Below are 23,018 nucleotides of genomic sequence, written 5' to 3'. Positions count from 1 at the left end.
GATCCTCCTTAAATCACAACCTCAAATCTGTGCCATTGGTGCTGACGGCGGACACGCGACCTTGGTGAGCTTCGAATCCGTGCCCGCGGACTTGAACGCGAACGCGGCCCCGGCTGCCGCGGTGCTGGCGACGGCCGCTCCAACGAGCACCTTCTGCTTCGTGTCCATCAGACTGTCCCTCTCTCAAGCGGCCGCGCGACCGACGTGTTCCTGCTCGTCCTCTCCTCATCACCAGCGGATGCAATCTTGAACGCCAAGATTTGTGCGCGGTGGATCTGGGGAGGCTCGGCGAACAGCGAAGCAGCGCTTCCCGATAGCGCCGTGCCGATTTCGCCCGACAGATGCGTCTCGCGCCCTGCCTCGTCGGCGAAGGTATCGAGGATGGCGAACCGAGTCTTTCCGAGACGCAGAGCGTACCACGACAGGGTGCCAGGCTCCCGCTCCACGGCCGATCGGGCTCCTTGGAGGAAGCGGGCAACCTCTTCCTCCGCACCGTCCCGTGCTTCAAGCGGAACATGCAGGGCCAAGCGCGGCAGGGCGTCCGCCGCCGGCACCTTGAGGGCGAGGATGTCGGCCGGCTCGATCTCCGGCAATCCGTTGAGGATGGTGAAGGTCTTCACCACCAGCGCCCGGCCGACCGTGCCGAACAGATGCTTCAGCCGGCCGGCATTGCCGGGGAAGGTATCGAAGATGGCGAAGTCGGCGGGGCCAAAGCGCAGCGCGTACCAGTGCCGCGTGTCCTGCTCATGCTCGACCGGCTCCAGCGCACCCCGGAGGAATTCAGCGGCATCTTCCTGGTGGGTCGGCCCGGCTTCAATGCCTACGAACAGTGCCTTGTGCATCTTTTCTCTCCTTGTTCCGATGGTAGCGCCTCGAGCTCCACGGAAGGCGTTCTGGGCCTAAATCATGGGAAGTTCGCGCGGCCGGGCGCCGAGCGGGAACGCCGCATCGATCATGCCGAGTTCGGCGTCCGTCACCCAAGCGTGATCCATGCGGATGTGGGAGACGAGGTTGCCGCCCGCGTCGACCACGGCCACGTTGCTCGGCGACCCGATCTCGGCCGCCTTGACCTGACCGGCGGCGATCACGCGTTGAGCGTCTTCGAGCGACACGGACTCTTGCTTAATGGTCATGAGACTCTCCTTGGCTCGCTCGCAAGCGCCTTCTGCTTCGTGTCCATCAGCGGTGCCTTCAGGTCATTTGGAGGCGTGATCGATAGCGTCAACAAGCCGGTGAGCAGCCGGGTTCCTGAACATTCCTCATAACATAGCTTGGTACCTCATGCTCCATTTGGCCGCAGCCCGCTGTGGCCTGGTCCTAGCGCATTGGACACCTGCCAGCGCAGTTCCGGGAGCACGTTTTCCTCGAACCAAGGGTTCTTTGTCATCCACCCTCTCGACCTCCACGACGGGTGCGGCAAGGGAAAGTGGCGGGGAAGGTATCGATCGAAGTGACGCACGCGGTCGGCCATCCTTCCTGAACCGAGCACATGTTCCTGTGCGTAGGTCCCGACGAGTAGGGTGAGCTGCAGGTGGGGAAGCTGTGCGAGCAGCGGCTCCCGCCAAAGTGTCGAGCATTCAGGGCGAGGCGGCGCATCACCGCCGCCGCTGGCTCGCCCGGGGTAGCATAAGGCCATCGGAACGATGGCGACCCGTGCCGCGTCGTAGAACTGCTCGTCAGAGATGCCCATCCAGCGCCTCAGCTGGTCGCCGGACGCGTCAGAGAAGGGGATGCCACTCGCGTGTGCCTTGGTTCCTGGCGCCTGACTCGCGATCAGAAGGGTGGCACTCTTGGACAGCTGCAGGACGGGCCGCGGGCCGAGAGGGAGGTAATTGGCGCATGCGCTGCATGATCGCACCCTCTCTATCAAAGGCCCCAATTCGTCCGCAGTTCCTCCGTCCATAAGTTGTGAATGTCTCCCTGCTTGAGGTGTTCCCTGGCCAAAGCCCGATGTATCGCATTGCGATATACCAACGACATGGCTATAGGTTTTTGCACGCCCGTGGGGTGATACGATTTGTGTCTGCCCGGCTCGGACCGAATTGATGGAGAAGTGGCATGGCGCACGCGCAAGGCTCAGAATGGCCGGTGCTTGCAGCTTGTATCGGCAGAGATCGCCCACCGACGGCCGGTGAGATCGACAGACTTGCAAGCCGGATCTGGCACGAAACTCATCCAGGTGCACTCGGGTGGGACAGTGTGACGCGAGGCAGCGAGCTTCACAGGCAAACGTTCGAGGTCGCACTTGTGGCGGTGGGGGTGCCCCAACGGGACGATGTGCACTCGTCGACGTTGCGCCAGCGAGCACTACGCGAAAGCCCGATCTCCGAGTCCATTGAACACAACGTGTCGCTTGCGCCCAGAACCCTGCCTCTACCGGAGGAAGGGGATACCGTTTCGGCGTCTGTGGCTCCGGAAATGAGAGCGGACATCGATCCGAGCGGCGAGCTTCTCGGCGATGACGATTATGCCACTTTAGCTGCGTTCCGCCAGAACCTCCGCAGCTTTCTCCGTTTCAGCGAAATTGCGGCCGAGGCAGCCGGCATCACTGCGCAGCAGTACCAAGCGCTCCTTGCGCTGCGAGCAGCCCCGGATTGCCAGCTTTCGGTAGGCGAGTTGGCAGACCAGATGCTGCTTCAGCCGCACAGTACGAGCGGTCTCCTTAATCGGCTCGAGGCTATCGGCATGGTTGAGCGGCTGAGGTCAGGGAGCGACCGGCGGCGGGTTGGGATCCGGCTCACCGCGGCGGGGCGGGCGCTACTGTCATCACTGGCGAATGCGCACCGTGCGGAGTTAGCACGGCTGCGTCCGATGCTTGACAACGTGGTTTCCCGGCTGTGACAGGTCGAGAGATGCCTTCCCTTGTGCTGCACTCTATGGGGCACACGGATGCCTGAGATGCTCCCGGTTTTCACAATCGGCCATTCGACCCGCTCAATCGTTGAGTTCGCCGCCTTGCTGCAGACTGGCGGCGTGCAGCTTGTCGTGGATATTCGCAGCGTCCCGAAATCGCGGACCAATCCACAATATAATCTGGACGCGCTTCCCGATGCCTTGGCCGAGTTCCAGGTGGCCCATATGCGGTTCGCGGAGCTCGGTGGGCTCCGGAAGAAGTCGGGAATGCCGGCGGACGCGAACGCCTTGTGGCGCAACCAGAGCTTCCACAATTATGCGGATTACGCCCTTTCAGAGCCGTTCCGTTCCGGTCTGGCCCATCTCCTCCAGGTGTCAGCGGAGCGCCGTACCGCCATCATGTGCGCGGAAGCCGTCTGGTGGCGGTGCCATCGCCGGATCGTAGCCGATTACCTCATCAAGGAGGGCAGACGCGTGTTCCACCTGATGTCGGAGACGACGGTGAGCGCTGCTTCAATGACCCCCGGGGCCATCGAAGCAGCAGACGGTCTTCACTACCCAGCTCAAGAGCTAGGCGCGGCAACCGAATAGCATCGTCATGCGGGCAGTTCGAAGCTATCCGCCCGCGCGAGATTCCAGGCGGCACTGTAGAAGTCACGGTTATGGGAGTTGGTGAGCAGCTCGCCTTCCTCAAGGAAGATGTGAAGCTGTGAGAACAGCCGGATCTCGGTTAGAGACACGCGCCGCACCAGATGATGGGGGCCAAGCAGCGAGGGATGGTCCAGGCCTGCCGCCGCGGTCATCTCAGCGAGCGCCTTCATGGTGTTTCGATGGAAGTTGTACAGTAAGCGTGTTCGGCAAGCCGCCTTGCGGTAGCGCCGGTAGGCGGGATGCTTTTCGCCTTTGATGAGGGCGCGGGCGGTGCGGGAAGTTGTGGGTTCTACGACTGGTCATACGAGCGCTCGTATGACCAGTCGTATGGAAGTCGTTGGCCGTGTATCGGGCCGACGGCGATGGTCGGATGCGGAGAAGCTGGAGATCCTGGCGGAAGCGTTCCGGCCGGGGGGCGGGTTTGCGACGTCATCGCCCGGCGTGAGGTGTCGAGCAGCCTGATCTACACGTGGCGCAAGCAATTGCGGGAGGGCAAGCTGGCGGGCGTCGTGGCTTCGTTACCGGTGTTCGCCGAAGTGCAGGTGGCGGAACCGGTCGTGCGGACACCGCAGCCGGCACCATGTCCACCGGGGTTCATCCAGATCGAACTGCCGGGTGGCGTACGGGTGAGCGTGGATGTTGCCGTGGATGCGGGGGCGCTGGCACGGGTGCTGTCGGTGCTGCGATGAACCCCTCGACGCCTTCGTCTTCGGCGACACTCCCATCAACGAAGGGCTGGTGCGCTCACTGTACAGCGGCTCGTTCCTCTCCGGTCGGCGCAACGTCGTGCTGGTCGGCGGAACGGGCACCGGCAAGACGCACCTTGCCACCGCCATTACCGCCAACGTGGTGCGGGCCGGCGCCCGCGGGCGCTACTTCAACACGGTCGACCTGGTGAACCGGCTCGAGGAGGAAACGCGCCTCGGCAAGGCCGGCACGCTGGCGGCCCAGCTCTCCCGGCTCGACCTCGTGGTGCTCGATGAGCTCGGCTACCTGCCTTTTGCCCGCTCGGGCGGTCAGCTGCTCTTCCACCTCGTCAGCAAGCTCTATGAGCAGACCTCCGTCATCGTCACGACGAACCTCGCCTTTGGTGAATGGCCGACGGTCTTTGGCGACCCCAAGATGACCACCGCGCTGCTCGACCGCATTACCCACCATTGCGACATCGTTGAAACCGGCAACGACAGCTGGCGCTTCAAACACCGAAGCTGACGCCCGGGGCACCCCGAAGAGGACGCTTTGCGCTGGTTGCGCCTCCGGTCGGGCTGCGCCCGCCCTACGCCGCAACCAGCGCAAACGGTGCGACCCTCATACCCGTCACGCTGCTTGACGAAGGGGGTCCCTTTTGCACGCCGATAGAGGGTCCTTTTTGGACGCCGATTGACAAGCCTCTTCGAAAGACCTGCGTAGAAGCGGTCGTCGAGCGACTTCATCACCGGGTTCTTCCACCCATCGGTCAAGCCCTGAGTGAAGCCGGCCGGATCGTCGCGGCGATACGCCTCGAAGTCTGCAAAGATACCCGCAGCTTCAAGGTCGCCCATCGCGACCAGGCCTTGCCTGATGTCGCTGAGGGTGCCTTCGACCAGCCTGCTGTTGTGCCCGAATTGGGCGTGGCCACCGTTGTTCACCTGGGCGAGGTAGTAGTCGACGCTATAGCCCATCAGCAGCTCGGGGGGCAGCTCGGCGCGCGTGAATCCGCCGTCGAACAGAAGCCGGTTGACGATCTCGACAACGGTTTCCGTCATGTAGGACGGATTGTGGCTGTCCATGATGGACTGCGCCATCGGCACACGTGCCGCGTGGAACGGCTGCTCAGGAACCGCGCGCGTGGGGCGTTTGCCCCAGCCGAATAGCGCCATAACTTCCCCCCTGTGGCTCCGGTGATGGCCGGCCAGTAACGTCACGCCGGCTCACGCCTGCCGATGGTGACAGGGACGCTGGTTCGCACAAGGGGGGAGTTGGAGTGATCACGCGAAAGCCGACGCAAGGCTCGCCTCCGCGCGACCAGTACAGGTTAGGCGGCCTCGGCTTCGCCAATCTTCCGTTCGAGATGGCCATGCTCATGGTCATGAACCAACTTGGTCAGCGATGGCTCGTCCATCTCGGCCAGCAAGTCGGACAGCTTCTCATTCGGCTCCGCGCCTTGGGCGAACGATGACCCATAGATCTTCCGCAGGGTCCTCACGAGAGTGTTGCCATGTTTGCGGCTGATCTCACCGTTCTTGTCACGGTGACGTCCATGCAGACCCGGTTGCTCCATCATGATCTCCCGTCTGAGCAGTTTGGTAGACGGGAGAACGCGGGGGAAGAGGCTCTGCTCCAACGCAGGCGCGAGCCAGTTCCTCACCGCCGTTGATGCTGTTCCTGATTTAGCTGGAAAAGCCGCGACAAAACCTCATCGTCTAAGAGGCGCCCGGAACGCCAATCGTCCCCCCATCCATAGGCATCTGCAACGGCTTCATCGAGCACTGCATGAGCATTGGCTAACCACTGCGGCCGTGCATTGTACAGGTTGGTCAGCGTCCGCGTTTTGAGTTCCTTTGCGGCATCCTCATCCTTGGGGATAAGACGATCGGGATAACCCGCTACGACCTCCGGAATCCGGATAATCAGCTCTTCCGGGTTGAGCCAGCTTTCGCGACCGTCGTTTAGCCGCGCTGCAGCCGAAGCTATTGCTTGGGCTCGAGGATCATCGGCATAACCGGCAGCCGGTCGGTTTGGCGTCAGACCATCAGGAAATGGGAAGGTCTCGAACCCGAGAGAGGGTGTATATTGGGGGTCGTTTCCGACGCCATGCCAGCCGCCAAGCGCCAACGACCACAGCTCGTGAAAACGGGAATGTAAGATGCCAAAGGTAGTATCGTCGTCTCGGGCGATAACAGCCACGCGGCTGTCTGGCACGGTAAGCGGCTGCGCCCAAACGAACAGGCGGTGCTTTGCGACACGGGGGGTAAAAATCGCTCTCGTGAGACCAGCGCATGCCTCGGCCATGTCACGTCCGGACCTACCCAAACGCCACCAGTTCTCACGCCGGCCCTCGTCACGATTGCGATCCCGCAAAGGTTTCACATCGGTTCTGACATACTCGAATGGAGCCTCGAAGAACGCGGCTTCGTCGAGAGCCATCTCGCCGAAGTTGACGATCCACCGATCAGAAGGCCGTCTAGTTATATCCATGCCATTTAGGAGTGGGCGCACAACCTCTGCGTTCAAACGGCCATTCGGATTCTTGGGCTTCCTCAGCCAGCTCCTTGCGGTTTCCCCTTCCACATCGAACGGCCCAACCTTGACCGGACCTTGAAACGCGACGTTCCGGTTCGCTGCGAGGCGGGCCGCAGTCGTGAGATCGGCACCGCCGCGCTCGGCTGACAGATCGGCAAAGATCCGACCGACCGGGACGCCGTTCAGCTGAGCGGGCAGCCCATGGTCACGGTCGAAGCACACCAGCGACACCCGAACCGCCGCTCCCTCGACCGTCCATCCTTCGTCACTCCAAGCAGCGAAGATGCGCCCCTGGTCAACGACCGGCTTTAGGACATCACGGTTTGCACTTCCTCGAATGCTATTCGTTGTCACGAGCCCTGCGCGATCCAGGCGTTCCCCGGCCATCATCGACCACGCTGCAGCGAACCAATAACAGACGAGATCAGCGCCTCCGGGCACCTCGGGCCACGCCTCGCGGAGTGCGCGAGTATAGTCCTCACCGAGCTCGGCGATCATCTTCTTGTTGCCCAGGAAGGGAGGATTTCCAATCACGGCATTTGCAGTCGGCCATTCGGCACGTGTGCCATCCTCCCGGAGTACCGCGTCTCGACACTCGATTGTCTCGAGTGGTCGAAGGATGGGGTTCTTGGCGGCATCAAACCCATTCCGCCGCATCCACTGGATTTCGCCGATCCAGACCGAAACTCTCGCGAGCTCCGCAGCATACGGGTTAAGCTCAATCCCGAGCACGCATTCGGGGCCAACGCGCGGAAAGCCCCGGGGCAAGCCGAGCGCCTCGGAATCGAGATTGGCTCTGTGCTCTATGTCCTTGAGCGCCCGCAGCGCGACATAAAGGAAGTTGCCCGACCCGCAGGCGGGATCGAGGACTCGGTACTGTGCCAGCTGCTCAATATAGGATTCGTGGATTGCCGCAGCCTCGGCAAGCGCGCGGGTGCGCTTGCCCAGCTCGGCGCCGCGAAGAAGCTTTTCCTTGGTTTGACGGGGGGCATTCTCGACGAGCGTGGTCATACGGGCTCTGGCTTCGGCCCACCTGGCCTCCATGGGCTCGATGATCACAGGGCGCACGATCGCCATGATCTTGTCGCGATCGGTGTAATGCGCGCCCAATTGGCTGCGCTTTGCGGGATCGAGCCCGCGCTCGAACAACGTACCAAGGATAGACGGGTCGACCTGGCTCCAGTCTCGCCCGGCTGCGCGTAGAAGCTGCTCGATGTCGTCCGCTGTCACAGGCAGAACGGCGTCGTTCTCAAATAACCCGCCGTTGAACCACTCGATAGCGGTGAAACCGACCTTGCCGCCACGATGGGCCATAGCGCCGAATAGCGTCGAGGCGTTTTGCGAAAACTCGTCTACGCTGCGGCGGCTCACCTCGAGCATTTTAGTAAACAGGTGATCCGGGAGGAGGCCAACATCCTCCGCGAACATGCAGAATACCAAGCGATTGACGAAATGCGCCACGTCGTGCGGCTCGTGGCCGCGATCACGCAACCGCTGAGCCAGTCCGGCGAACTCAGCGGCCGTTTCCTCGGTGAGTTCCTGACGCGACTTTTTGGGACGGAAGACCTCCGGATCAAGAAACGCGGCCCTGAGCCGGTCCCGCACCGCAGCGTCCACCAGGTCGTCGAGCACAAATTCGTGCTTTTCCTGCACGCTGTTGGTCCAGTTGGTCCGGATGACGATTCGGGCCATGTCGGACACGATCAGCAGCGGCGGATTCTCCAGGGCTACCGCATATTGAAGCAGTTGGGCGTTCGCCTTGTCGAGATTGGCATGACGTCCTTTATATTCCCAGGCGAAGCAGCCTTTGCGCCAGACATCGGCCCACCCCTCTCCGCCGCTCGTTTTGCTGGCACCCTTCTCGAAGGTGAACCAGTCACCCGTAGGATCGGCCGACACCGGATCTGGCAAGCCAAGGAGCGCGCAGAGATCGATGAAGTGGCTCTGTGACGCCGACCGCTCCTTCAGTTCGTTCGCACGCCACTTGGTGAGAAAGTCGTAGGGCGTCATAACATCCAAATCGAAGCAGCGGGGAGGATGCAGGGCATAACTGATTGTGCTCCCCGGGCAATCGCGCTGGAGCAGCGGTCAGCCTCGTGGACCGACGCCACGCCCACATGGCGCCCATCCGGCACCCGCTGGAGCGAGTCCGGCGGACTGAACTCGATCGAGCGTCCGCATCCGGCGAACATAGTCGTATTTCCGGCATTACCAGACGCCGGCGACGCAACATCGGCAGTATGGCAGCTGCTTCCGGCTTTGCGATTGTAGGTTTCCCTGAAATAGTGGACGTAATCCGTCCACAGCAGCACCAGAAAAGAGTAGATTTGTGCCTTAACCAGTGGACGTCGGGCGCACTGGTCGACCGCGCCGCATCCGCGTGAGCCTGCCGCACCCAAAAGCACGAATGTGCGACTACTCTGCCGGAGGGCGCACGTTGGTGATGGTGATGCCTACATCAGCGCTCGCTAGTGGTCCGTCCGTCGTGAGCATCTCGGCCTGCAAGTCGATCGCCAAGGCAAGGCACGCCCGATCGCCGAGAGACAGACCGAGCGCCTTCGTTGCTGGCCGGAGGTCGCCTACTATGAGTGCCTGGGCAGGAGTGAGCGGCCGGACATCGAGGTGCAGCCCGCCAAGCGCCTCACGCACCTCGTCGAGCGGCAATCCCCGGTCCCGAAGCTTGGAAACGACCTCAGCGAGATTGGCCGTTCCGATGATGCTGCGGGTCAGGACGTCGACTACCCGATCCGCACCGGGTTCATCGTTCAGAAGGCAGAGCAGGGCGGAGGCGTCGAGTACGACTTTGCTACTCACGCTCCGCCTCACGCCGACGCTCCGCGATCAGCTCGTCAGCCAAGCCGACACCTTCGGGCACATACTTGCGCAGGATCGCGCGAGCACGCTCAAGTGCCTTAGGTACGGAACGTACCCGCAACTCGCCATCGTCCACATCGACGAGAACGGTGTCACCCGTGGTGATCCCGAGCTCACGGCGCATTGCTGCCGGGATAACGAGCTTACCACCGTCCACGATCTTGACCCTCTGTGCTTCCATCTGCACCAAACCCGCTGTTCCGACCTGTCCAACGGCTTTATACCGGAGAACAAAGTCGGACGCCAGTGCGCAGGTAGGGATCGATGCACGGCCGATCACCGAAATAGCGTTCATCGATGATGGAGCAGCTACTTAGACCCGGTCCGCTTGGCTACGCTACGTAGGATCGGTAGTTGCCGTTCTGAGCCGACTGGGGCATGACTGGCTCACAAGGGTGTACCCAACGGAGCCAACATGAGTACGACCGTCCGCGCTGCTCGCGTGTACCTGCGCGTCAGCACCGATGAGCAGGATCTTGAACGCCAAGAGGCGATGGTCGTGTCCTCGCGTACCGCGGGGTATTATGTCGCAGCTGTTTATCGCGAGAAGGCTTCCGGCGCGCGTCCTGACCGGCCCGAGTTGCTTCGCATGATAGCCGACCTGCAAATGGGCGAAGTCGTTATCGCCGAAAAGATCGATCGGATCAGCCGCCTGCCGTTGGCTGAGGCGGAGAGGCTCGTCACCGCTATCCGCGACAAGGGAGCGAGGCTAGCCGTACCAGGAATTGTGGACCTTACCGATCTTGCTGAGGACAATGGCGGGGTGACGCGCATCGTCCTAGAGGCCGTTCAAGACATGTTGTTGAGGGTTGCGCTTCAGACCGCTCGCGATGATTACGAACTGCGCCGCGAGCGGCAGCGGGAGGGCATAGCGATCGCCAAGCGGGAGGGACGCTATACCGGTCGAAAACCAGACTTGGCCCATCATCGCCGCATTGTCTCACTTCGTGAGGCAGGGATGAGCATAGCGAAAACGGCGGCGCTAGCGGGCTGCAGCATCGCACAAGTCAAGCGCGTTACAGCCCTCCACCGGGCGACCAAGCAGAGCGATGCGTGTCCGACGATACCGTGAGATAGAGCCGGACTCAATTCGACCTCTGAATAATTCTGCTAGGATGGAAAGAGGCGGCAGCGTTGCCGCTGGGACGGTCAAGCAGCCGTGAAGGCTGCAGCGAGATCTCAATTTCTGGCCCGTACTGGCGCAAGGCTAATCGTGGCCGTGCCGCGCCCCCATACCGGTAGGTAGACGCCTTGCCCCGCCGCCTTCAACTGGCCCGTCCGCACGTCCGTCACACGGGCACGCACGATTATGTCGCCAATCCGCTTTTCGTCGATCGCACGGGTGATCTTGCCGATTAGCTTGTCGAAATCCTTTTCGAAGTTCTGGGTCAGCGCGGCTGACACAGTGCCTGATATGCCGGGAGTGTTGGCGAGCTTCAGGAGCAGGCTTGTCCCGACCGAGTCGGCCACACCGGCGACAGTGAGATCGTCGAACGCTACACGGCGATCGTTGACGGCGTTCCGCGGCGTGGCGGTAAGCCAGATCGTGCCTTGCGCAGGCTCCCCACCTTCGGCTGCCGCACTGAAGCGAAGCCCGACCGCGATCTTGTCACCCGTGGTGCCGTAGACGGTCACCTGGTGAAACTGCGCGCGCACGGCCCCGACACCAGGCACTTCGAAGGGCCGGCGGGAACGCTTCGCCAATGCCTTGGCGAGCACAGGCTCCAGCTGAGGATAGTCGGCGATGACGGGGATGGCGAACAGGATGCGGCCGGGTCCGGGCTGCGTGCGCGTCATGTCGGGGAGCGGCCGGCGCTGCGGATCAGGCGGCCGATCGCCGACAAAAGTCTCCGTCCCCGCCGTCATCCCTAGCGCCAGGTTCACCCGGTTGCGCGAAATGGTGTAGCCTCCGTAGCTCAACTGCCGGGGCGTGATCCGCATCCACACCGGCGGGTTCGCCCGGTTCAGTTGGACGGGGGGGAACGCCGACCCCCAGACCTGCGCGATCTGCTCGCGCAGCTGCAATCTGCCGAGCTCCTGCGGCAGCGAGCGCTCCAGGCGCTCGACGACGCCGGCGAGCTTGGCGTCGGCCTTGCTGGTGAACTCGATTCGCTGGCCGAGGAAGTCGACGTGCGGCTCGTCGGTCCAGTCGTAGGCGATCGACACCGTTGCGCGCGGCGACCAGTCGCGGGCGATGTCGAGCCTGACCACGGCCCGGACGCGGGCGTCCGCCTCCGCCGTTTCCCGGCTGAGCACGCCGCCCACGTCGCGGGCGCTGATCGCGGCGTGAAGCGGCATGGTGACAATGATCGTTTTGCCCGAGCCCTCCAGCACCAGCGGCCCTCGGACGACGGTGCCGGTGATGCGGCACTGGATCGCGGGCGTCTTGATCTTCGCGAAGAGGATCTTGACCTTTTTCGGCGGGAGGCAGGTCTGCCCCGGCTTGTCGATCGACCAGAGGCGACGCGGAACCGCCTGTTCGAGGCTTGCCGCCAGCTTGTCCATGTCTGCAACAATCGGGACATCCATGGTAGAAGTCTGCGGGGGCACGCTGATGGTGTCCGTCGCTCGCGGAGGCGCCTCGCGAGGAGTCCGGTCGCAGCCACTAAGGCATGCAACGCAGAGCAGGGCGGACACGATCGAGACACTCGAGAGTTCGTTCTCGCGAAAAAAAGCCCCGGCAATCTGGCCTGCCGCTTCAGCTATCGACCGACTCGGCGTTGAGACGGTTGCCCGAGCGGTCGTGTTCTTCATCGCCGCGCACCTCCAGCCGTCCGAGCGGCCACCATCCCATAGGTTTGCCAAATCAGTTTCGCAAAAGGGAACCGTTCCGTTTCTTTATCGTTCGGCCGGTTGATTTCGGTCAATGCCTGACAACACCAACGGAGGCCCTCTATGAAGATTGCGATTGTCGCTGCGCTGCTCACCCTGGCGCCGGTTACGGTGTTGGCGCAGGCCGTTTCGCCCGCCACTTCGGGAACGATGACCAGCGCCGACGTCGGCGTCTCGCCGATCTCGGGCCAGAGCGGCCCTAATTACGTGCTCGCCGCGGCCGACGCCAACCTCTACCAGATCAAGGCCGCGCAGCTCGCCGCGACGCGCGCGCAGCGGGACGACGTCAAGGCCTACGCAAAGCGCGTGCTGGCGGAAACGCAGAGCAGCCACAAGGCGCTGCTGGCAGCGCTGAAGAATGATCAGCGCACGATCAAGGCGCCGCCCTCGAACCTGTCCGCCGACCGCGCCGCCCTCCTAAAGCTGCTCCAGAAGGCGCCGAAGAGCGCTTTCGACAACCTGTATCTGACCCAGTCGGCGCAGGTTCAGCAGGCTGCGTGGGCGGTGCATAAGGGCTATGCACAGGATGGGACCGACCCGGCGCTGCAGCAGGTTGCCGGTACTGCGGTCCCTGTGCTGGAAAACGAGCTCACCACCGGCAAGTCGCTTACTCCCTCCGGGCTTGCAGGATAGGTGATACCCGCCGGGCCAGGTCGACGAAGCCCCCTTCGACCTGGTCCGGCACTTGTTTGCGGCGATCACTGCCTGGAGTGCAGCCGGCGGAATTGCTCCCGTGCTTCGCCGCGCATGAGCTGCTGCATTACGATCCAGTAGCCCGTGACGGCTGTTTCTCCTGCCGCTTGGTAAGCGTTCGCCATGTTGCGCCTGAGATCCTCGAAAAGCGCGTTTTCGAGCGCTCGCCCCTCATCGGTCAAAGAAAGCAGCTTTTGACGACGATCGCGCTCCCCGACACGGCCGCAGACGAGCCCGCGATCCATCAGATCCCGCATTACCCTGCCAAGCGATTGCTTCGAGACGCAAAGAACGTCCAGCAGTTCGCTGACAGAGATTTCCGGGTACCCGCCGAGGAAATACAGGGCGCGGTGATGCGCCCGCCCGAGGTTACGCTTCGCCAGTTCGGCGTCGGCATGCGCCAGATGGGATCTGTGGGCGAAGAACATCAGGTCCATTCCTCCCCTGATCGCGTCATCACGCAGATACTGGGCAGGGGGCGGCAGAAGCGGAGCCGTCACGCGGTCGGCGCCCTCCGCTCGCATAGTTGGAAGACCGTCACGGCTGGCTCCATCCAAGTCCCATCGCCTTTTGAAGGGCAACGAAGGCACGATCAAGCTCGCCAGTGGCTTCCAGCACCGACTGGTCGGCAGCCAGCGCCGCGCGTTCGGCATCGATGGACGTGGTCAGCGGTATCGCTCCCTGCGCGTATCGCTGCCCGGCATAGGTCGCTGACTGCTTGGCGCCGTGCCGGCTCTCGATAGACGAAAACAGGTTCCGGCGCTGATTCCCGAAGCGGGTCAGGCTGCTTTCCGCGTCCGACAGCGCGCCGAGAACCGCCTTGCGGTATTGTGCTTCCGCCTCGTCGCGGTCGGCCCGCGCCTGCTCGACCCGGGCACGGTTACGGCCGAAGTCGAGGAAGCTCCAGCTGATTCGCGGCAGGAGGAGGCCCGCGACGCTGTCAGGATCGATCACATCGGCAATATTGGGACCACCGAGGCCAATGATACCCATGATGCTGACTGATGGGAACTGCCGGGCGACGTTGACACCGATCTGCGCGTTCGATGCCGCCAGCTGCCGCTCGGCTGCGCGAATGTCCGGCCGGCGTCGCAGCATGGCGGCCGGATCGCCGATCGCGACATTCCTCGGGATCATCGGGATCGGCGCGGGGGAAGACAGCAAGGCGTCGTGAGCACCGGGTTCGTCGCCGGTGAGCAGGGCAAGCTGGTCGAGCGTGGTTGCGATCTGCCCTTCGAGCGGCAACAGCCCGGCCTCCGTGCGGGTCAGCTCGGTCTGGAGCCGAACCACCTCGTCGCGCGACGATGCACCGCGTTGCTCACGCTGTTGAAGCAGGGCGAGTGATCGCTGCTGAAGCGCTGCGGAGCGGCGGGCCAGGATCAGACGCTGCTGAAGTTCGCGCAAGGTCACATAATTCTGGGCAACCTCCGCCGAGAGACGAACCTGCGCATCGGCCCTATTGGCTTCGGCTGCCTGCGCCTGGGCTTCGGCACCTTCGGCGCCACGGCGTCGGCCGCCGAACAGATCGATCTCCCAAGACGCGTCCAGGCCGGCGTTGTAGAATTCGGCCCTGGTACGATCGGATTGCTCGCCTTGCGTCGGCAGCGCGAGCGAGCCGGCGGGAAGATCGGCGACGATCGCAGTCCCTGACCCCGAGACGGTGGGAAGCTGGTTCGCGCGCTGTTCGCGCAAGCTGGCGCGCGCCTTGCGGATGCGCGCCTCGGCGATCGCCACGTCCGGATTAGAGGCAAGCGCCCGGTCGATCAGCATCGTGAGCTGCGCGTCGCCCATGCCTTCCCACCAGCGTGCGACAGGGGTCTGCGGTGACGTGACGGCCTGATCCGCGCGGCGAAATGTCGACCCGGCGCGCTCCCCGCTCGCAACGCCCGGCGGGCCTCCATAGTTGGGGCCGACGACGCATCCAGTCAGGAGTGCGGGGAGAATGGCCCAGCCAAGTCGCTTCATCAGTGCATCGCCATCTGCGTGTCGGAGGAGATCGGGCGGAGGAACAGCGCCAGCGGCGTCGTGATCGCGATCGCGACGCCCAGCGCAAAAAACAGGTCGTTATAGGCCATGACGGTAGCCTGTTCGAGAAGTTGACCGGCGAGCTGCCGATACGCGCCGGCTTCGCCGGACGGCATGACCATGGCTTTAGCGAACCATTCCTGCGTGGTCGCCGCGTTGGCCGACACCGTTTCGCCCAGCCGGTTGAAATGCAGAAAGGTCTGCCGGTCCTGGAGGGTCGCCATCAGCGCCAGGCCGATCGATCCGCCAAGGTTTCGCCCCGCGTTGAACAGCGCGGACGCATCGCCTGCGTCTTCGGGCGCCACGGCGCTGATCGCGGCCTGGTTGAGGAACATCATGGCGAAGATCTGCCCAAAGCCGCGCACGAGCTGAGAGTTCGTCAGGTCCCCACCGGCCGACCGCGCGGTGAGATGCCAGTCCATCGCGCAGCTGACGCCGATCAGCGTCATGCCGACAAAGACCGCCAGCCGGACGTCGAGATATTTGAACGCGAGCGGCAGGAACGGCATCAGCATCAGGGCGGGGATGCCGGAGACGAAGACCACCTTGCCCGATTGCAGCGCGCTGTAATCCGCCATCGACGAGAGAAACTGGGGGATGAGGAAGGTGACCCCGTAGAGCACGACGCCGATGATGAGGCTGAGGACGAATACGCTGCCGAAGGAGCGGCTGAAGATCAGTGACAGCTTGAGCACCGGATGCGCGGAGCGGACCTGTCCGATCGTGATGAGCGCGAAGCCGAAGACCGTGGCGATCGCGAGTTTCACGATCATGGCGGATTCGAACCACATCTCGCGCTGCCCCTCCTCGAGCATGACGGTGAGCGCACCCAGGCCGATTGCGAGCCCTGCGATCCCGAACCAGTCGGCATGGCGCAGCTGGTCGAGCCGCAGACGCTCATGCTTGAGCCCGAACAGCAGGAGCAGGACGAGCCCGGCACAAACCGGCACGTTCAGGAAGAAGGCGTAGTGCCAGCTGTAATTGTCGGTGAGCCAGCCGCCGATGATCGGCCCGAGCACCGGACCGAGGATCGCGGTGCCGCCGAACGCGGCGGTGCCGATCGGCTGTTGCGATGGCGGCAGCCGTGTCGCGATGATGGTCATCGCGGTCGGGATCAGCGCACCGCCGGTGAAGCCTTGCCCTACACGCCCGGCGATCATCATCGGCAACGTCGTCGAGATGCCGCACATGATCGAGAAGCCGGTGAAGCTGATCGCCGCACCCAGAAGGAAGTTGCGCAGACCGAACAGACGCACGAGGAAGGGGCTAAGCGGGATCATGACGATTTCCGCCACGAGATAGGCGGTCGCGACCCAGGTGCCCTCCGTTCCGCTCGCGCCGATCTCGCCCTGGATGGTGGGCAAGGCCGCATTGACGATCGAGATGTCGAGCAGCGCCATGAACGACCCGATCGTGCCCGCTGCGACGGCGAGCCAGTCGCGCAGGCCGGCGCGTTCGGCCGCCATCAGCGCCCGCCCTGCGTCTCGTCGTGCTTAAGCCGCTCGGTTTCCTGTTCGATCCGGTCACGACTTCCTTTTGCGCTGATCGTGTCGACCGTAACCTCGACCGACAGGCCGGGACGCAACACCCGGCGCGCCTCCGGCCCCGCTTCAATGCTGATCCGCACGGGCACTCGCTGAACGATCTTGGTAAAGTTCCCGGTCGCGTTCTCGGGCGGGATGAGCGAGAACTGCGCGCCCGTGCCTGGCGAGAAGCTCGCAACCCGGCCGCGCAGTTCGGCGCCGTCCAGTGCATCCACCTTGATGGTCACGGGTTGCCCGACGCGCATCAGCGCGACCTGGGTCTCCTTGAAATTGGCCTCGATGTAGAGTTGATCAACCGGCACCACCGACATCAGCCGGGTCGCAGGCTGGACATATTGCCCGGCCCGGACCGCCTTGTCGGCAACAACGCCGTCGATGCTGCTGCGGATCTCGACGGCGCCGAGGTCCGTCGAGGCGCGCGCAAGCTGCGCCTGCGCGGTGCCGCGCTGCGCCTCCGCCTGGCCGATGCGAGCCGCTTGTGTGGCGACACTGCGACGGGCGGCGAGGTAGGCGGCGCGCTGCGCGCGCAGCTCCGCGGCGGCTCGATCACGCTGCAGGACGAGGTTGGCGAGGCGCTCGCGCGATTCCGCCCCTGTCCGAGTGAGCGGTTCGTAACGTCTTACCTCGTTTTCTGCCGCTGCCGCGGCAGCCTCGGCGCTCGCAACCTGGGCGGCGGCCTGAGCGACAGTGGCCTGCTGCTCGTCAAGCGTCCGGCGCGCGGTCGTGATGTTGGCGCCGGCCGCGGCAATCTGAGCTTGCGCCTGTTCGACATTGGCGCGGTAGTCACGAGGATCGAGGACGGCGAGCAGCTGGCCGCGGCGGACAGGCTGGTTGTCGGCGACGAGGACACGCTCGACATAGCCGCCCACCTTCGGTGAAACGGTCACGAAGTCCGCGCGCACATAGGCGTTGTTGGTCGACTGCAGGTATTGGCCGCTCGCGCGGTAGTTCATGTACCAGACGACCGCCGCGACGATGCCCGCAACGAGCGCGGCGATGAGGACGTAGCGGATGATCGGATAGCGCTCGAGAAGCGAGGGCTTCTTTACGCCGTCGTTCTCCTCGACACCGTCCTTCGACCTAGCTTCTGGCTGGGAATGCGCATTCCGGTCGTCATGCGGCGCATCGCCGCCTCGATCTTCAGCATGCTCGTCAGCCACTCAGCAACCCTAACGTATGTAAACCGGACCGTATCATAGTATGTGGCGATCGGCACTGCCACCCACTCTGATGGGCTCGTGCACAGCAAACTCAAGCTGCGCGAAACAAACAGCCGCTGGATCTTCGCGGCGGAATGCTTCGGCGTGAACGACTGCGATCCGACGTCCGACACGCCTGACCTTCGGCGTCGTGACAAGTGCATCCAGCCGAGCAGAGGCAAGGAACTGGAGGTTCACGCTGATGAGCTTCGGGAAGTACCCGGGCGGAAGTTTGCGTGCAAGGGCACGCTTCGCTGCCACTTCGAGAAAGGATGCCACAGCTCCGCCATGCAAGGCGGGAAGGAGAGGGCTGCCGATCATGTACTCCACTGGCGTCAAAACAAAGGCGTCACCGCTCTCTGAAATCATGGAGCCTAGCAGCTGCGCGAAGCCGGTCATGGCCCGACAGCCCGATTGATCGAAAAGACGCCTTGGGCAGTCGCGATCAGGTGAGAAGGATCGGTATCCCAGACTTCGGTCCGTACGAACGCACGGCGCTCGGTAGCGTCGTAACAATGCGCCCACGCTGTCGCGGAGCATCTCGCCTCGGGGGACCGCACATGGTCCACCTTCAGGTTGAGGGTCGAGATTGCCAATCGCCTTCCCAGTCGGGACATTACGGCAACGCCGCAGGCCTGATCGATAAGGCTCGTCAACACGCCCGTTGCTAAAGTCTCGTCCTCGTCGGCCAGCTCCTCACGCCAACCGACACGTAGCGAGCTGAGGCCATCGCCGATCGAAACCAACTCCAGGCCAAGCCTGTTGCCCCACGGTATGTCGCCTGGTTGCAGGCTCCAGTCTCCAGCCACGATTCCATCCTCGTCCTGATCAGGCCTTGCCACCTTGGAAACGGTACGGTTTACAAATTTGGTCCGGCTTCCTAATGGTTATGGTCTCTCATGGAAACGCGGTCGAATAAATTCCTTGTGCTCGCGGTCACCAGCCTTCTGTTGGGTACGCTCCTCGTCTTTACCCTTTGGCTGTTTGATGCACGCAATGAAGACGGAAACCCTTATCTGATCCGCTTTACCGGAAGCGTTGCCGGTCTGGAGAAGGGGTCGCCGGTGACCTTCTCGGGCGTACCGGCCGGTCACGTCACGTCGATACGGTTCGACAAGGAGGACCCGTCAGCGGTTCTCGTCACCGTCAGCCTTGAACCGCGGATCCCCATCGTCGCAGGCGTGAAAGCGTCGATCGCAAGATCGGCACTGGCCGGCACCGCGAACATCAGCCTCGACGGTGCAACCTCTGGCGCGCCCCCGATCGTTGCGGCGAACGACGGGGAGCTTCCCGTCATCCCCACCAAGGAAGGCGGGCTCCTTGGCGGCGGAGGGGACCCCGTCGCACTGGTCGAGAAGATCAGCCGCACCGTGGACTCTGTCTCGCGCAACCTCGACGCCGCTCAGCAGCAGCGGGCCAGCGATCGGCTGGCGGCGCTCGCGGAGAGTTCCGCTGGTTGGGCTGACAAAGCCGGAGCAGCGTCCGATGCTCTCACCGGTGCGCGCGGCCGCGTGATTGCCGTGGGAGACGCCTTGCAGCGATCCGGCGACAGCGCCCAACAACTGAGAGCGGCAGCGGACGAACGCCGCGCGACCGTCCTCGCGAGAGCGAACCGAACATTGTTGAGAGCCCGAGACGGTGCCGATCGATTCACGGCTCGGCTAGAGGCTATTCGACCCACGATACGCGGCACGGCCGCCAAACAGGCCCAACTGCGTGAAACGGTTCGTTCAGCGAGGAACAAGGTCGGTGCTGTCAGGGATGCGGCCGTTCGCATCGATCAGGAGGGACTGGGCGTGGGGGCTCCGTCCCTTCCCATCTACAAGCCGAGGCCACGGCAGTGATCGGCCGCGATACAAGGACAGCCATTGGCTGAGATCTCGCTGGCGGGTGAGCAACCGACCGTCTCCGTTTGATTTCTCGCCAACCGGTCCGGATCGCGCTACTCTCGATCCAGGAGAACGAGATTGAGCGATGACGAAAAGAAACGTCGGCGTCCGAGGAAAATGGGCAGACCGACCACTGAGGATGCGCTCCGCCTGACCTCGCACATCCTCAAGAGCGCTCGCGAGCTGTTTTTCGAACACGGGTTCGACGGCGCCAGTGCCGACATGATCGCCGAACAGGCGCGCATTTCCAAGCGGACCCTGTACGCGCGCTTTGGCAGCAAGGCGCGTGTGTTCGAGGCGGTCATTCTCGACGAGATCGACACGCAGCTGCGGGCGCTCGAACCGTCGGGCAGCGACGAACCCGACATTGGATCGCGACTTGGCGTGATCGCAGATCGGTTGCTCGAGTGGCTCCTGACGCCCCGGATCGCGTCCATGGAACGCGTCGTCATCGCGCAAGCCGTGCGCTTTCCCGCGCTAGCGGCGAACATCCATGACTTCGGTTACCAGCGGGCCGTCCAATGGGTGGCGTCGATCCTCGCCCACGCCGATGCGAAGGGAGAACTGTCGCTGGCGGACCCCGTGTTCGCTGCCGAGCAGTTCGTCACGCTCGTCGTGGTCGCACCCATGCGCCGCGCAGCGCTGGGGCTGTCTCCTCCAGCATACGACGAGGCAGCGCGGGATCGCATTTCGCGCGGCATCGACCTGTTCCTCGATGGCTGCCGCCCGCGGCAGGAGGATGGTTGCAGCGCGTGATGCCCACCACCGACGACGAGTCTCAAATCGGTGAGCGCGCGCGGCTGGCCGAGCTCATCCAGATCATGGGGCGCCATGGGCTGAACGGGCTCGCCTCGCGCCTGGGCCTGCTGCCCGGTCGCTCAGAGCAGCCGGTAGACCTCGGTACGCCCGAGCGGGTCGTCGCGCTGCTGCGAGACCTTGGACCTGTCGCGGTCAAGCTGGGGCAGGTGCTCGCCACCCGCGAAGACCTGCTCGGGCCGGAATGGGTGCGGGCGCTGTCGACGCTGCAGGATCGCGTGACCCCGCTGCCGTTCGAGGCGCTGGAGCCGACGATCCTGGCCGCGCTCGGCTCCCCGATCGCTGATGTGTTCGCGAACTTCAACCGCGAGCCGATCGCGGCGGCGTCGATTGCGCAGGTTCATGCTGCAACCTTGCGCGACGGGACCGAGGTCGTGGTCAAGGTACGCCGGCCGGGGATCGCGGAACGCGTCGATGCCGACCTACGGCTGCTCCGCCGCATCGCGCGGCTCGCGGCCCGGCACTCACCGGAGATCCGCCGCCTCAAGCCCGACGAACTGCTGCGGTTTTTCGCGGAGAGCTTGTCGCAGGAAATGGACCTCAGCGCAGAAGCGGCAGCCTGCGAGAGCATCGGCGCGTTCCTGCAGCCGCTCGGCGTCCGGACGCCGGCCTTCTACTGGGATCAGGTCGGCCGCCGGATCAACGTGCAGGAGCGGCTTGACGGCATGCCCGTCCGCGAGGTTCTTGACGTGGCGGGTGAGGGCGGTGCTGACGTCGCCGGCAGATATGCCGATGCGGTGCTGCGGATGATCATCTTCAACGGTCGGTTCCACGCGGACCCCCATCCCGGCAACGTCTTTGTTCTGGCCGACGGGTCGTTGGCGTTCATCGACTTCGGGGCGGTCGGCGTGCTCAGTCCCGCCCGGCGGAACGAGGTTGTCACGCTCGTCCTTGCCATCGCGGGTGAGGACACACGATCGGTGACGGACGTACTGCTGCAATGGTCGGGCGAGACCGATGTCGATCGCCAGGCGCTGACCCGCGACCTCGACGCGCTGATCGGCCAGTTCCGCGGGGCGGTACTCCAGCAGATCGAGCTCGCCGACATCTTCGGCCGCGTGTTCGCGCTGCTTCGAACCTATCGTCTGGCGCTGCCGCCGGACCTCGCCCTGCTGCTGCGCACCTTGCTGATCGCCGAAGGGTTCGTGCGACGGCTCGATCCCGGCTTTGACATCACCGCGCGCGCCGCACCGATCGCGCGCGAACTGCTGCGGGAGCGGATCGGCCCGGCCGGCCTCAAGCGTGGCGGACGCCGGCTGGCGACAAGCCTTGGCCGTCTGGCCGCCGCCTCGCCCGAGCTGGTGGCCTTCGCCGAGCGGGTTGCGCGGTCGGGTGCGCTGCCGATCGAGTTGCAGAAAGGTGCCGTCTCCTCACCACCGGCATTGCCCCGGGGCGCAGATCCCAACGTCCTGTCCGCCGGCCTGCTGGTCGCCGGCGCGATCCTCCAGCACGACCATGATGTTGTTGGAGCAATCCTGATGGCTTCTGCGATACTCCTTGCCGGCTGCGCTTGGTACGCGAACAGGCAGCGGCGCTGACCTCTTGTTGTCAGCCTTTCATGTACCCAGTCGCGCGCGATTGTTTCGCTACTGATATTTCATCTCCGACGAGCGGAACGAACCAATCGGCTTGGCGTTTTCCGAAAGTAAACCGGTTGGTACCAAAGCAGCTGACCGGTTCGATTGAGCGAGGGGTTCCGCGTGTCCGAACAAACGGTTGACGAGCCGCATCTGCCATCTGAGGGCTGGTCGGACTTCGGTGCCGAGCTCAGCGCGCTTATGCCTAGTCTGGCGCGCTATGCGCGATCGCTGGCCAGGAATCCCGATACTGCACAGGACCTTGTTCAGGAAACCGTGCTGAAAGCCTGGCGCAGCCGCGCATCCTTCGAAGCCGGTACAAATATGAAGGCGTGGACCTTCCGGATCCTTCGCAACTCATTTCTTTCGCAGGTACGCCGTCGAGGCACGGTACAAGTTAGCGAGACCGCCGAACTCGCCGACATTCCGGTGGCGTCGAACCAGGAATCCGTTGTGACGCTGAGCGATGTTCGCCGTCTATGGCCGCGCCTGACGCCTGAGCAGCAGCGGTGCATCAATTTCATCGGGATCGAGGGATTGAGCTATGAGGAGACAGCCACAATCGAGCAGGTTCCCGTCGGCACAATCAAGAGCCGCGTGGTAAGAGGGCGGCAGATGCTGCGCGCACTCCTAGATCACATGAACAGCGATAAGGGATACAAAACGGAATCTCAGGTCGTGGCGGCCGGTGCAACCTGTCAGGCCGAGCCACCAGTTATCGACGAGGTGCACGAGAGACAGATCGAGCTGCTGCAAAGCTGGCGGACGAAGCGTGCGGCCGACCGCTGTTTGGTAGGCTGAGTGGGCCGGGATCTCTTGATCCCGGCTTCGTGCGGCCAATTT

The 23,018-nt window shown here is 63.6% G+C and carries 25 protein-coding genes and 2 pseudogenes; 10 read left to right on the top strand and 17 right to left on the bottom strand.

Annotated elements, in window-relative coordinates; genetic code table 11:
* Positions 1–21: 21 nt before the first annotated feature.
* The 4 genes from FOY91_RS21505 to FOY91_RS00580 form a co-directional block, all read right to left on the bottom strand.
* Positions 22–168 carry a hypothetical protein gene (locus FOY91_RS21505; RefSeq protein WP_018250478.1) on the bottom strand — a complete coding sequence of 49 codons (147 nt, stop codon included), beginning with the start codon at positions 166–168 and terminating at the stop codon, positions 22–24.
* A complete protein-coding gene (locus FOY91_RS00595; protein WP_010408781.1) occupies positions 168–842 on the bottom strand; it encodes a putative quinol monooxygenase in 675 nt (224 codons plus the stop codon). Before FOY91_RS00595 ends, FOY91_RS21505 begins: the two co-directional genes overlap by 1 nt.
* 57 nt (positions 843–899) lie before the next feature.
* Positions 900–1,133 carry a heme-binding protein gene (locus FOY91_RS00585; RefSeq protein ID WP_198355616.1) on the bottom strand — a complete coding sequence of 78 codons (234 nt, stop codon included), beginning with the start codon at positions 1,131–1,133 and terminating at the stop codon, positions 900–902.
* Between the two features lie 146 nt (positions 1,134–1,279).
* Positions 1,280–1,903: a uracil-DNA glycosylase family protein gene (locus FOY91_RS00580; protein WP_116463051.1), complete on the bottom strand. Its 624-nt coding sequence runs from the start codon at positions 1,901–1,903 to the stop codon at positions 1,280–1,282.
* A gap of 155 nt (positions 1,904–2,058) precedes the next feature.
* Here FOY91_RS00580 and FOY91_RS22185 point away from each other — a divergent pair, with 155 nt between their 5' ends.
* Positions 2,059–2,841 (top strand): MarR family winged helix-turn-helix transcriptional regulator, encoded by a 783-nt coding sequence (locus FOY91_RS22185; protein ID WP_238995147.1) that lies wholly within the window; start codon positions 2,059–2,061, stop codon positions 2,839–2,841.
* A gap of 48 nt (positions 2,842–2,889) precedes the next feature.
* Positions 2,890–3,444, top strand: coding sequence for a DUF488 domain-containing protein (locus FOY91_RS00570; RefSeq protein WP_116463053.1), 555 nt, complete (start codon positions 2,890–2,892; stop codon positions 3,442–3,444).
* Positions 3,445–3,449: 5 nt separating this feature from the next.
* Here FOY91_RS00570 and FOY91_RS00565 read toward each other — a convergent pair whose 3' ends face one another.
* Positions 3,450–3,674, bottom strand: a complete 225-nt coding sequence (locus FOY91_RS00565) for a hypothetical protein (protein ID WP_232474419.1) — start codon at positions 3,672–3,674, stop codon at positions 3,450–3,452.
* Positions 3,675–3,950: 276 nt separating this feature from the next.
* Between FOY91_RS00565 and FOY91_RS22180 the strand changes: the two genes are divergently transcribed.
* Both FOY91_RS22180 and istB read left to right on the top strand, forming a co-directional pair.
* Positions 3,951–4,193, top strand: a complete 243-nt coding sequence (locus tag FOY91_RS22180) for a transposase (RefSeq protein WP_238995146.1) — start codon at positions 3,951–3,953, stop codon at positions 4,191–4,193.
* Positions 4,194–4,197: 4 nt separating this feature from the next.
* Positions 4,198–4,716, top strand: a pseudogene (gene istB, locus FOY91_RS00555) (IS21-like element helper ATPase IstB); the annotation flags it as partial.
* Positions 4,717–4,916: 200 nt separating this feature from the next.
* Here the strand turns inward: istB and FOY91_RS22735 are convergent.
* The 5 genes and pseudogenes from FOY91_RS22735 to FOY91_RS00535 form a co-directional block, all read right to left on the bottom strand.
* Positions 4,917–5,249, bottom strand: a pseudogene (locus tag FOY91_RS22735) (DMP19 family protein); the annotation flags it as partial.
* A 269-nt stretch (positions 5,250–5,518) separates the two neighbouring features.
* Positions 5,519–5,764 (bottom strand): hypothetical protein, encoded by a 246-nt coding sequence (locus tag FOY91_RS00550; RefSeq protein WP_116463059.1) that lies wholly within the window; start codon positions 5,762–5,764, stop codon positions 5,519–5,521.
* A gap of 83 nt (positions 5,765–5,847) precedes the next feature.
* Positions 5,848–8,736: a class I SAM-dependent DNA methyltransferase gene (locus tag FOY91_RS00545; protein WP_145147071.1), complete on the bottom strand. Its 2,889-nt coding sequence runs from the start codon at positions 8,734–8,736 to the stop codon at positions 5,848–5,850.
* Between the two features lie 405 nt (positions 8,737–9,141).
* On the bottom strand, positions 9,142–9,540 hold the full coding sequence (locus tag FOY91_RS00540; RefSeq protein ID WP_116463056.1) for a type II toxin-antitoxin system VapC family toxin: 399 nt from the start codon (positions 9,538–9,540) through the stop codon (positions 9,142–9,144).
* Positions 9,533–9,895 (bottom strand): AbrB/MazE/SpoVT family DNA-binding domain-containing protein, encoded by a 363-nt coding sequence (locus FOY91_RS00535; protein WP_198355614.1) that lies wholly within the window; start codon positions 9,893–9,895, stop codon positions 9,533–9,535. Before FOY91_RS00535 ends, FOY91_RS00540 begins: the two co-directional genes overlap by 8 nt.
* Positions 9,896–10,015: 120 nt before the next feature.
* On the opposite strand from FOY91_RS00535, the gene FOY91_RS00530 reads away from it, so the two are divergent.
* Positions 10,016–10,672, top strand: coding sequence for a recombinase family protein (locus FOY91_RS00530; RefSeq protein WP_018251285.1), 657 nt, complete (start codon positions 10,016–10,018; stop codon positions 10,670–10,672).
* 107 nt (positions 10,673–10,779) lie between these two features.
* On the opposite strand, the gene FOY91_RS00525 is transcribed toward FOY91_RS00530, so the two are convergent.
* Positions 10,780–12,129: a DUF4403 family protein gene (locus FOY91_RS00525; RefSeq protein ID WP_145147069.1), complete on the bottom strand. Its 1,350-nt coding sequence runs from the start codon at positions 12,127–12,129 to the stop codon at positions 10,780–10,782.
* 366 nt (positions 12,130–12,495) lie between these two features.
* On the opposite strand from FOY91_RS00525, the gene FOY91_RS00520 reads away from it, so the two are divergent.
* Positions 12,496–13,065 (top strand): DUF4142 domain-containing protein, encoded by a 570-nt coding sequence (locus FOY91_RS00520; protein ID WP_018251282.1) that lies wholly within the window; start codon positions 12,496–12,498, stop codon positions 13,063–13,065.
* Between the two features lie 65 nt (positions 13,066–13,130).
* Here the strand turns inward: FOY91_RS00520 and FOY91_RS00515 are convergent, their stop codons facing one another.
* The 6 genes from FOY91_RS00515 to FOY91_RS00490 all read right to left on the bottom strand — a co-directional run bounded on the left by FOY91_RS00515 (position 13,131) and on the right by FOY91_RS00490 (position 18,702).
* Positions 13,131–13,562 (bottom strand): MarR family winged helix-turn-helix transcriptional regulator, encoded by a 432-nt coding sequence (locus FOY91_RS00515; protein WP_145147067.1) that lies wholly within the window; start codon positions 13,560–13,562, stop codon positions 13,131–13,133.
* 100 nt (positions 13,563–13,662) lie between these two features.
* Positions 13,663–15,090: an efflux transporter outer membrane subunit gene (locus FOY91_RS00510; protein ID WP_145147065.1), complete on the bottom strand. Its 1,428-nt coding sequence runs from the start codon at positions 15,088–15,090 to the stop codon at positions 13,663–13,665.
* Positions 15,090–16,616 carry a DHA2 family efflux MFS transporter permease subunit gene (locus tag FOY91_RS00505; protein WP_018251279.1) on the bottom strand — a complete coding sequence of 509 codons (1,527 nt, stop codon included), beginning with the start codon at positions 16,614–16,616 and terminating at the stop codon, positions 15,090–15,092. The genes FOY91_RS00510 and FOY91_RS00505 overlap by 1 nt, the downstream gene beginning before the upstream one ends.
* Entirely contained in the window at positions 16,616–17,854 is a 1,239-nt protein-coding gene (locus FOY91_RS00500; protein ID WP_018251278.1) for an HlyD family secretion protein, read from the bottom strand. Before FOY91_RS00500 ends, FOY91_RS00505 begins: the two co-directional genes overlap by 1 nt.
* A 33-nt stretch (positions 17,855–17,887) precedes the next feature.
* Entirely contained in the window at positions 17,888–18,292 is a 405-nt protein-coding gene (locus FOY91_RS00495; protein ID WP_162527088.1) for a PaaI family thioesterase, read from the bottom strand.
* Positions 18,289–18,702 carry a PaaI family thioesterase gene (locus FOY91_RS00490; RefSeq protein WP_018251276.1) on the bottom strand — a complete coding sequence of 138 codons (414 nt, stop codon included), beginning with the start codon at positions 18,700–18,702 and terminating at the stop codon, positions 18,289–18,291. The genes FOY91_RS00495 and FOY91_RS00490 overlap by 4 nt, the downstream gene beginning before the upstream one ends.
* A 90-nt stretch (positions 18,703–18,792) precedes the next feature.
* Between FOY91_RS00490 and FOY91_RS00485 the strand changes: the two genes are divergently transcribed.
* From FOY91_RS00485 to FOY91_RS00470, 4 genes are all read left to right on the top strand, one after another.
* Positions 18,793–19,737, top strand: coding sequence for an MlaD family protein (locus tag FOY91_RS00485; protein ID WP_018251275.1), 945 nt, complete (start codon positions 18,793–18,795; stop codon positions 19,735–19,737).
* 123 nt (positions 19,738–19,860) lie between these two features.
* Complete coding sequence (locus FOY91_RS00480) at positions 19,861–20,538, top strand: TetR/AcrR family transcriptional regulator (RefSeq protein ID WP_145147061.1); 678 nt, start codon at positions 19,861–19,863, stop codon at positions 20,536–20,538.
* On the top strand, positions 20,538–22,136 hold the full coding sequence (locus FOY91_RS00475) for an ABC1 kinase family protein (RefSeq protein ID WP_018251273.1): 1,599 nt from the start codon (positions 20,538–20,540) through the stop codon (positions 22,134–22,136). Before FOY91_RS00480 ends, FOY91_RS00475 begins: the two co-directional genes overlap by 1 nt.
* 162 nt (positions 22,137–22,298) lie before the next feature.
* Entirely contained in the window at positions 22,299–22,976 is a 678-nt protein-coding gene (locus tag FOY91_RS00470) for a sigma-70 family RNA polymerase sigma factor (RefSeq protein ID WP_237751636.1), read from the top strand.
* The last annotated feature ends 42 nt before the right edge of the window (positions 22,977–23,018 follow it).

It is taken from the genome of Alterirhizorhabdus solaris (assembly GCF_007785815.1).
Taxonomy (GTDB): Bacteria; Pseudomonadota; Alphaproteobacteria; order Sphingomonadales; family Sphingomonadaceae; genus Alterirhizorhabdus; species Alterirhizorhabdus solaris.
The sequence above is the reverse complement of the archived record's forward strand: the minus strand, read 5'-3'. Positions and strand labels throughout refer to the sequence as shown.

Excerpts from the sequence above, each read along its gene's own strand:
- FOY91_RS00475 (WP_018251273.1), top strand. The coding sequence starts at position 20,538 with ATGCCCACCACCGACGACGAGTCTCAAATCGGTGAGCGCGCGCGGCTG.
- FOY91_RS00550 (WP_116463059.1), bottom strand. The coding sequence starts at position 5,764 with ATGGAGCAACCGGGTCTGCATGGACGTCACCGTGACAAGAACGGTGAG.
- FOY91_RS00570 (WP_116463053.1), top strand. The coding sequence starts at position 2,890 with ATGCCTGAGATGCTCCCGGTTTTCACAATCGGCCATTCGACCCGCTCA.
- FOY91_RS00520 (WP_018251282.1), top strand. The coding sequence starts at position 12,496 with ATGAAGATTGCGATTGTCGCTGCGCTGCTCACCCTGGCGCCGGTTACG.
- FOY91_RS00585 (WP_198355616.1), bottom strand. The coding sequence starts at position 1,133 with ATGACCATTAAGCAAGAGTCCGTGTCGCTCGAAGACGCTCAACGCGTG.
- FOY91_RS22185 (WP_238995147.1), top strand. The coding sequence starts at position 2,059 with ATGGCGCACGCGCAAGGCTCAGAATGGCCGGTGCTTGCAGCTTGTATC.
- FOY91_RS00545 (WP_145147071.1), bottom strand. The coding sequence starts at position 8,736 with ATGACGCCCTACGACTTTCTCACCAAGTGGCGTGCGAACGAACTGAAG.
- FOY91_RS00525 (WP_145147069.1), bottom strand. The coding sequence starts at position 12,129 with ATGGATGTCCCGATTGTTGCAGACATGGACAAGCTGGCGGCAAGCCTC.
- FOY91_RS00485 (WP_018251275.1), top strand. The coding sequence starts at position 18,793 with ATGGAAACGCGGTCGAATAAATTCCTTGTGCTCGCGGTCACCAGCCTT.
- FOY91_RS00495 (WP_162527088.1), bottom strand. The coding sequence starts at position 18,292 with ATGACCGGCTTCGCGCAGCTGCTAGGCTCCATGATTTCAGAGAGCGGT.
- FOY91_RS00580 (WP_116463051.1), bottom strand. The coding sequence starts at position 1,903 with ATGGACGGAGGAACTGCGGACGAATTGGGGCCTTTGATAGAGAGGGTG.
- FOY91_RS00535 (WP_198355614.1), bottom strand. The coding sequence starts at position 9,895 with ATGAACGCTATTTCGGTGATCGGCCGTGCATCGATCCCTACCTGCGCA.
- FOY91_RS00530 (WP_018251285.1), top strand. The coding sequence starts at position 10,016 with ATGAGTACGACCGTCCGCGCTGCTCGCGTGTACCTGCGCGTCAGCACC.
- FOY91_RS00565 (WP_232474419.1), bottom strand. The coding sequence starts at position 3,674 with ATGAAGGCGCTCGCTGAGATGACCGCGGCGGCAGGCCTGGACCATCCC.
- FOY91_RS00515 (WP_145147067.1), bottom strand. The coding sequence starts at position 13,562 with ATGGACCTGATGTTCTTCGCCCACAGATCCCATCTGGCGCATGCCGAC.
- FOY91_RS21505 (WP_018250478.1), bottom strand. The coding sequence starts at position 168 with ATGGACACGAAGCAGAAGGTGCTCGTTGGAGCGGCCGTCGCCAGCACC.
- FOY91_RS00595 (WP_010408781.1), bottom strand. The coding sequence starts at position 842 with ATGCACAAGGCACTGTTCGTAGGCATTGAAGCCGGGCCGACCCACCAG.
- FOY91_RS00505 (WP_018251279.1), bottom strand. The coding sequence starts at position 16,616 with ATGGCGGCCGAACGCGCCGGCCTGCGCGACTGGCTCGCCGTCGCAGCG.
- FOY91_RS00510 (WP_145147065.1), bottom strand. The coding sequence starts at position 15,090 with ATGAAGCGACTTGGCTGGGCCATTCTCCCCGCACTCCTGACTGGATGC.